Below are 6,566 nucleotides of genomic sequence, written 5' to 3'. Positions count from 1 at the left end.
GGCGCGGGCGGCGCGTCACCACGCGGAGGCGCCGCCGCCCCGTGCCGCTCGGGTGCGACGGCGGCCGCGCCACACACCGGGGTGACGGGCGTTTCCGCACCGGGATGCGCCGCGGCGGGCGCCGCCAGCACCCCCGTGGCGCAGAGCAGCGGAATCGTGGAGATCAGGGTTCGTGGGAAGGTGTTCATGCCCCTACTCTCGGGGGAGATCACCCCGGGCAGACCTCCGATCCGGCAACTGGGGACAACCTCGCCGGATGTGGATACCGCGCACTTCACCACCTGTTTCGGCGGGCGCTGTCAGGGGGCGATTTCGGGCCTGGCCCCGCTCCGCGTAGACTGATCAACGCGGTTTGTGCTGGGCACAGCAGGAACCGACTTCGCGCGCCACCCGTGCTCGTCCATCCGGTCGCCGCTCGCATACGCAGGCAGTCCGTGAGGGCATGTTCGCGCGAGTTCTCCAACGGATGAACAGTGGAATCGTCGGCTGGTCCCGGTCTCGCAGACCTGGGTCCGGCGGTTTCGGTGGCGCCAGGGCAGTCGATCGCCGATCGGCTGCGTCAACCGGCAACGAAAGAGAGATACGGGAGCTATGGCTGTCGTAACTATGAAGCAGCTGCTCGACAGCGGCGCGCACTTCGGGCACCAGACTCGTCGGTGGAACCCGAAGATGAAGCGGTTCATCTTCACCGACCGCAACGGCATCTACATCATCGACCTGCAGCAGACGCTGACCTACATCGACAAGGCCTACGAGTTCGTCAAGGAGACCGTCGCCCACGGTGGCACCGTTCTCTTCGTCGGCACCAAGAAGCAGGCCCAGGAGTCGATCGCGGCCGAGGCGACTCGCGTCGGGATGCCCTACGTCAACCAGCGCTGGCTGGGTGGCATGCTCACCAACTTCTCGACCGTCCACAAGCGCCTGCAGCGCCTGAAGGAGCTCGAGGCCATGGAGCAGACCGGTGGCTTCGAGGGTCGCACCAAGAAGGAAATCCTCATGCTGACGCGTGAGATGACCAAGCTGGACCGCACCCTCGGTGGTATCCGCGACATGGCCAAGGTGCCTTCGGCCATCTGGGTCGTCGACACCAACAAGGAGCACATCGCCGTCGGCGAGGCGCGCAAGCTGAACATCCCGGTCATCGCGATCCTGGACACCAACTGCGATCCCGACCTGGTCGACTACCCGATCCCGGGTAACGACGACGCGATCCGTTCCGCCGCTCTGCTCACCAAGGTCGTCGCCTCCGCGGTGGCCGAGGGCGTGCAGGCCCGCGCGGGCCAGGCTTCCGGCGACGCGAAGCCCGAGGCCGGCGCCGGTGAGCCGCTCGCCGAGTGGGAGCAGGAGCTGCTGGCTCAGGCGACCCCGGCCGCCGAAGCTGCCGTCGAGACGCCCGCCGAGGCCGAGGCCGAGGTCAAGGCCGACCCGGCGCAGCACACCCCGGCCGACTTCTGAGCTGATCGGTAGCTCTACGTTCACCTTGCCGGCCCTTCTGAATTCAGAAGCGGTCGGCAAGGTGGTGTAAACACCCAAGCACCCCACACACGAGGAGGCTCGCCCCCGATGGCGAACTACACCGCTGCTGACGTGAAGCGGCTCCGCGAGCTCACCGGCTCCGGCATGATGGACTGCAAGAACGCGCTGGCCGAGTCCGACGGCGATTTCGACAAGGCCGTCGAGGTGCTGCGCATCAAGGGCGCCAAGGATGTCGGCAAGCGCGCCGAGCGCGCGACCGCCGAGGGTCTGGTCATCGCCAAGGACGGCGTCATGGTCGAGATCAACTCCGAGACCGACTTCGTCGCCAAGAACGCGGAGTTCCAGGAGCTGGCCGAGGCCGTCGTCACCGCTGCCGCCGCAGGCAAGCCGGCCGACCTCGACGCCCTCAAGGCGCTCAAGCTCGACAACGGCACCGTCGACGAGGCCGTGCAGGCGCTGGCCGCCAAGATCGGCGAGAAGCTGGAACTGCGTCGCGTCATCTCCTTCGAGGGCCCGGTCGCCACCTACCTGCACAAGCGTGCGTCGGACCTGCCGCCCGCCGTCGGCGTGCTGGTCGAGTACACCGGTGAAGGCGATGCCGCCGCCGAGGCCGCCCGCGCCGCCGCCATGCAGGTCGCCGCGCTCAAGGCCCGCTACGTCACCCGTGACGAGGTTCCGGCCGAGCTGGTCGAGAACGAGCGTCGCGTCGCCGAGGCCACCGCCCGCGAAGAGGGCAAGCCGGAGGCCGCGCTGCCGAAGATCACCGAGGGCCGCGTCAACGGCTTCTTCAAGGACGTCGTCCTGCTCGAGCAGGCGTCGGTCACCGACTCGAAGAAGACCGTCAAGGCCCTTCTGGACGAGGCCGGTGTCACCCTGACCCGCTTCGCCCGCTTCGAGGTCGGCCAGGCCTGATCCGCCTGAACGAGAGCCCCTCGGGAGCAGCGTCCGTCTGCCCCCGAGGGGCTCTTGCCGATTCCTGACGGCACCTGCCCCCGGTTCCGGGGTCTCCGCGTTGCGCAAGGGGGTCTTGTGCGGTGACGCGAACCGGATAAGGCAGGATGGATGCCGCTTCGCCTTGCTGTGTGGCCGATTCGCGTGCCCGCAGTTCGACCCATATCGACCTTGCCGAAGGAGACGAACACCCATGACCGACCCGGGTACCGACCGCCCTGGATACAACCGGGTGCTGCTGAAGCTGGGTGGGGAGATGTTCGGTGGCGGCGGGGTCGGCCTCGACCCGGATGTCGTGCAGACCGTGGCCGAGCAGATCGCCGAGATCGTCGAGACCGGCGTGCAGGTGGCCGTGGTGATCGGTGGCGGCAACTTCTTCCGCGGCGCCGAGCTGGAGGAGCGCGGCATGGAACGCGCCCGCTCGGACTACATGGGCATGCTCGGCACCGTGATGAACAGCCTTGCGCTGCAGGACTTCCTGCAGCAGCAGGGGGTGGACACGCGTGTGCAGACCGCCATCACCATGGGGCAGGTCGCCGAGCCGTACCTCCCGCTGCGGGCCAAGCGGCACCTGGAGAAGGGCCGCGTCGTGATCTTCGGTGCGGGCATGGGCATGCCCTACTTCTCCACCGACACCACCGCCGCCCAGCGCGCGCTCGAGATCGGCGCCGACGTGGTGCTGATGGCCAAGGCCGTCGACGGCGTCTTCGACGCCGACCCGCGCGTCGACGAGAACGCGAGCATGTTCACCGAGATCACCCACAAGGAAGTGATCGAGAAGGGGCTGAAGGTGGCCGATGCGACCGCCTTCAGCTTGTGCATGGACAACCAGATGCCGATTCTGGTGTTCAATCTGTTGACCAAGGGCAACATTGCCCGCGCAGTCGCCGGTGAGCACATCGGCACCTTGGTTCGGTCCTGATCCCGCAACCGCGGATGATGACGATGACGACGCTGTGGAGGAACCGGTCGTGATTGATGAAGCGCTCTTCGATGCCGAGGAGAAGATGGAGAAGGCCGTCTCGGTGGCGAAGGACGACCTCGGAACCATCCGCACCGGCCGCGCCAACCCGGGCATGTTCGCCCGTGTCGTGGTCGACTACTACGGGTCGCTGACGCCGATCACCCAGATGTCGAGCATCACCGTGCCGGAGCCGCGCATGGTGGTGATCAAGCCCTACGAGCAGAGCCAGCTCGGCCCGATCGAGAACGCGATCCGCAACTCCGACCTGGGCGTGAACCCGACCAACAACGGTGACATCCTGCGCATCACGGTGCCGCAGCTCACCGAGGAACGTCGCCGCGAGATGGTCAAGATGGCCAAGGGCAAGGGCGAGGACGCCAAGGTCTCGATTCGCAACGTCCGGCGCAAGGCGATGGACGAACTCGGCCGGATCCAGAAGGATGGCGAGGCGGGTGAGGACGAGGTCGGGCGCGCCGAGAAGGAGCTCGACAAGACCACCGCCAAGTACGTGGGCCAGATCGATGAGCTGGTCAAGCACAAGGAAGCCGAACTGCTCGAGGTCTGAGCGCAGATCTCGCCAGTCCCGCTCGTGCGGGGGATGAACGGAACGACGAGTTGAGCGACGGGACAATCGTGGCCGAAGACGCCGCCGCCACCGGAGCGGCACCGGAGCCGATGCCGGACCGGGTCGAGGAGACCGCCGCGGCGGCAGGCACACCGGACGACGTGGCGCCTGCCGAGCCGCAGGCGCCGACGTCGCGCGCGGGTCGTAACCTGCCCGCGGCGCTGGCGGTCGGCCTCGGCCTCGGCCTGTCGCTCATCGCGATCCTGCTGTTCGTCCCCAAGGTGTTCATCGGGGTGGCGGGCGCGGCGGTCGGCGTGGCGACCTGGGAGGTCGCCAAGCGACTGCGCGAGGCCGACGTCCTGGTCCCGCGGATCCCGCTGCTGGTCGGCGGCCAGGCGGTGTTCTGGCTGGGCTGGCCGTGGGGCGCCCAAGGCGTGGTCGGCGCGTTCGCCGCGACAGCGCTGGTCTGTATGGTGTGGCGGCTGTTCGACCACGGGTTGAGCACCGCGCCCAAGAACTTCCTGCGCGACACCGCGATCACCCTGTTCACCCTCACCTGGATCCCGCTGCTCGCCGCGTTCTCGACACTGCTGCTGCTCGAACCCGACGGCAACCTGCGGGTGCTGACGTTCATGATCCTGGTCGTGTGCTCCGATGTCGGCGGCTATGTCGCCGGCGTGCTGTTCGGCAGGCATCCGATGGTCCCCGCGATCAGCCCCAAGAAGTCGTGGGAGGGGTTCTGCGGTTCGCTGGTGTTCAGCGTCATCGGTGGTCTGCTGACCGTCACGCTGCTGCTCGAGGCGAACTCGATGATCGGCGTCGTGCTCGGTATCGGCTTGGTGGTCGTGGCGACCTGCGGCGACCTGATCGAGTCGCAGATCAAGCGCGAACTCGGCATCAAGGACATGGGCACGATGCTGCCCGGCCACGGCGGCATCATGGATCGCCTCGACTCGATGCTGCCCTCGGCGTTCGTGTCCTGGCTGGTGCTCAGCGCGCTGCTCTGAGCGTCAGGGCTTCTTCGCGGCGTGGCGCAGCTGCAGGATCCGCACCCCGCCGACGAGTCCCATCACCAGCGCGCCCGCGATCACCGAGAGCAGCACGGTGATGCCCAGCGGCAGCGAGAAGTCCCAGAACAGCAGGTTGACCTGCGCCTGGTCCAGGTTCTGGATGATGAAGATCAGCAGGACGATGCCGATGATCGCGGCGGCGAGCAGGCCGATCCAGGTGTAGCCGGTGCGTGAGCCGTGCACACCCTTCGAGGTGACGCGCTTGGCCGGAGCCTGCGTGTCCTTGCGGTGCGGAGTGGTGTCGGTCTGCTCGCTCGTCGGCGCCGCGGGCTCGGGCGCGGCCGGTGACGACCCTGATTCGGCATTGGTGGACATGGTTCGATCATTGCCGACAGCTATCACCCGTGCACGCATCTTCTCGATAACGACGTTCGGCGTGGCGGCCCGCCCACCGGGGCCGCTGCCGCGTTTGGGACAATGGTGGAATTATGGCCACCTCCCTGCCCCTCGTGTTCGATGCCCCGCGTCGCGGGATGCCCCCGCGTCACCTCGCCGACCTGGACGCGGACGAACGCAAGGTCGCGGTGCAGGAGCTGGGGCTGCCGAAGTTCCGCGCCGACCAGCTGGCCCGGCAGTACTACGGCAGGTTGCAGGCCGACCCGGCGCTGATGACCGATCTGCCCGCCGACGTGCGCGAGAAGGTAGGCGAGACGTTGTTCCCGCCGCTGCTGTCGGTGGTGCGCCACCTCGCCTGCGACGAGGGCGACACCCGCAAGACGCTCTGGCGCGCCCACGACGGCACCCTGCTCGAGAGCGTGCTCATGCGCTATCCCGATCGCAATACGCTGTGCATCTCCAGCCAGGCGGGCTGCGGCATGGCGTGCCCGTTCTGCGCGACCGGCCAGGCCGGGCTGACGCGCAACCTGTCGACCGCCGAGATCGTCGACCAGGTGCGCGCCGCGGCTGCCGCGCTGCGCGACGGTGAGGTCCACGGCGGCCCGGGCCGGCTGTCCAACATCGTGTTCATGGGAATGGGCGAGCCGCTGGCCAACTACAAGCGCGTGGTGAACGCGGTCCGCCGGATCACCTCGCCCGCGCCCGACGGTCTGGGCATCTCGCAGCGCTCGGTGACGGTGTCGACCGTCGGCCTGGCGCCCGCGATCCGCAAGCTGGCCGACGAGGACATGTCGGTGCGGCTGGCGGTGTCGCTGCACACTCCCGACGACGAGCTGCGCGACACCCTGGTGCCGGTGAACAACCGCTGGTCGATCGCCGAAGTGCTCGACGCCGCTCGGTACTACGCGGACAAGTCCGGGCGCCGGGTGTCGATCGAATACGCGCTGATCCGCGACGTCAACGATCAGCCGTGGCGGGCGGACATGCTCGGCAAGAAGCTGCACAAGGCCCTCGGCCCGCTCGTGCACGTGAACCTGATCCCGCTCAACCCGACCCCGGGCAGCGAGTGGGACGCCAGCCCGAAGCCGGTCGAGCGCGAGTTCGTGCGCCGGGTGATCGCCCAGGGCGTCTCGTGCACGGTGCGCGACACCCGCGGCCAGGAGATCGCGGCCGCCTGCGGCCAGCTCGCCGCCGAGGGCTGATC

General features: G+C 68.2%; 8 protein-coding genes. 6 read left to right on the top strand and 2 right to left on the bottom strand.

Going from position 1 to position 6,566, the window contains the following annotated elements:
• Positions 1 to 188 (bottom strand): hypothetical protein (locus ATM97_RS14315; RefSeq protein ID WP_374104859.1); only part of this gene is annotated, 188 nt, incomplete at its 3' end.
• 403 nt (positions 189 to 591) lie between these two features.
• Here ATM97_RS14315 and rpsB point away from each other — a divergent pair.
• The 5 genes from rpsB to ATM97_RS14290 all read left to right on the top strand — a co-directional run bounded on the left by rpsB (position 592) and on the right by ATM97_RS14290 (position 4,963).
• Positions 592 to 1,455, top strand: coding sequence for a 30S ribosomal protein S2 (rpsB, locus tag ATM97_RS14310; protein WP_189024364.1), 864 nt, complete (start codon positions 592 to 594; stop codon positions 1,453 to 1,455).
• Between the two features lie 108 nt (positions 1,456 to 1,563).
• Positions 1,564 to 2,388, top strand: coding sequence for a translation elongation factor Ts (gene tsf, locus ATM97_RS14305; RefSeq protein WP_218718497.1), 825 nt, complete (start codon positions 1,564 to 1,566; stop codon positions 2,386 to 2,388).
• 232 nt (positions 2,389 to 2,620) lie between these two features.
• On the top strand, positions 2,621 to 3,349 hold the full coding sequence (pyrH, locus tag ATM97_RS14300; protein ID WP_218718496.1) for a UMP kinase: 729 nt from the start codon (positions 2,621 to 2,623) through the stop codon (positions 3,347 to 3,349).
• Between the two features lie 49 nt (positions 3,350 to 3,398).
• Positions 3,399 to 3,956 carry a ribosome recycling factor gene (frr, locus tag ATM97_RS14295; RefSeq protein WP_030202900.1) on the top strand — a complete coding sequence of 186 codons (558 nt, stop codon included), beginning with the start codon at positions 3,399 to 3,401 and terminating at the stop codon, positions 3,954 to 3,956.
• Positions 3,957 to 4,066: 110 nt separating this feature from the next.
• Positions 4,067 to 4,963, top strand: coding sequence for a phosphatidate cytidylyltransferase (locus ATM97_RS14290; RefSeq protein ID WP_218718507.1), 897 nt, complete (start codon positions 4,067 to 4,069; stop codon positions 4,961 to 4,963).
• 3 nt (positions 4,964 to 4,966) lie between these two features.
• On the opposite strand, the gene ATM97_RS14285 is transcribed toward ATM97_RS14290, so the two are convergent.
• Complete coding sequence (locus ATM97_RS14285) at positions 4,967 to 5,341, bottom strand: lipopolysaccharide assembly LapA domain-containing protein (RefSeq protein WP_218718495.1); 375 nt, start codon at positions 5,339 to 5,341, stop codon at positions 4,967 to 4,969.
• Between the two features lie 113 nt (positions 5,342 to 5,454).
• Here ATM97_RS14285 and rlmN point away from each other — a divergent pair, with 113 nt between their 5' ends.
• A complete protein-coding gene (rlmN, locus tag ATM97_RS14280) occupies positions 5,455 to 6,564 on the top strand; it encodes a 23S rRNA (adenine(2503)-C(2))-methyltransferase RlmN (RefSeq protein ID WP_218718494.1) in 1,110 nt (369 codons plus the stop codon).
• The last annotated feature ends 2 nt before the right edge of the window (positions 6,565 to 6,566 follow it).

It is taken from the genome of Nocardia sp. MH4, from assembly GCF_019266065.1.
In the GTDB taxonomy this organism is placed as follows: domain Bacteria; phylum Actinomycetota; class Actinomycetes; order Mycobacteriales; family Mycobacteriaceae; genus Nocardia; species Nocardia canadensis.
The sequence above is the reverse complement of the archived record's forward strand: the minus strand, read 5'-3'. Positions and strand labels throughout refer to the sequence as shown.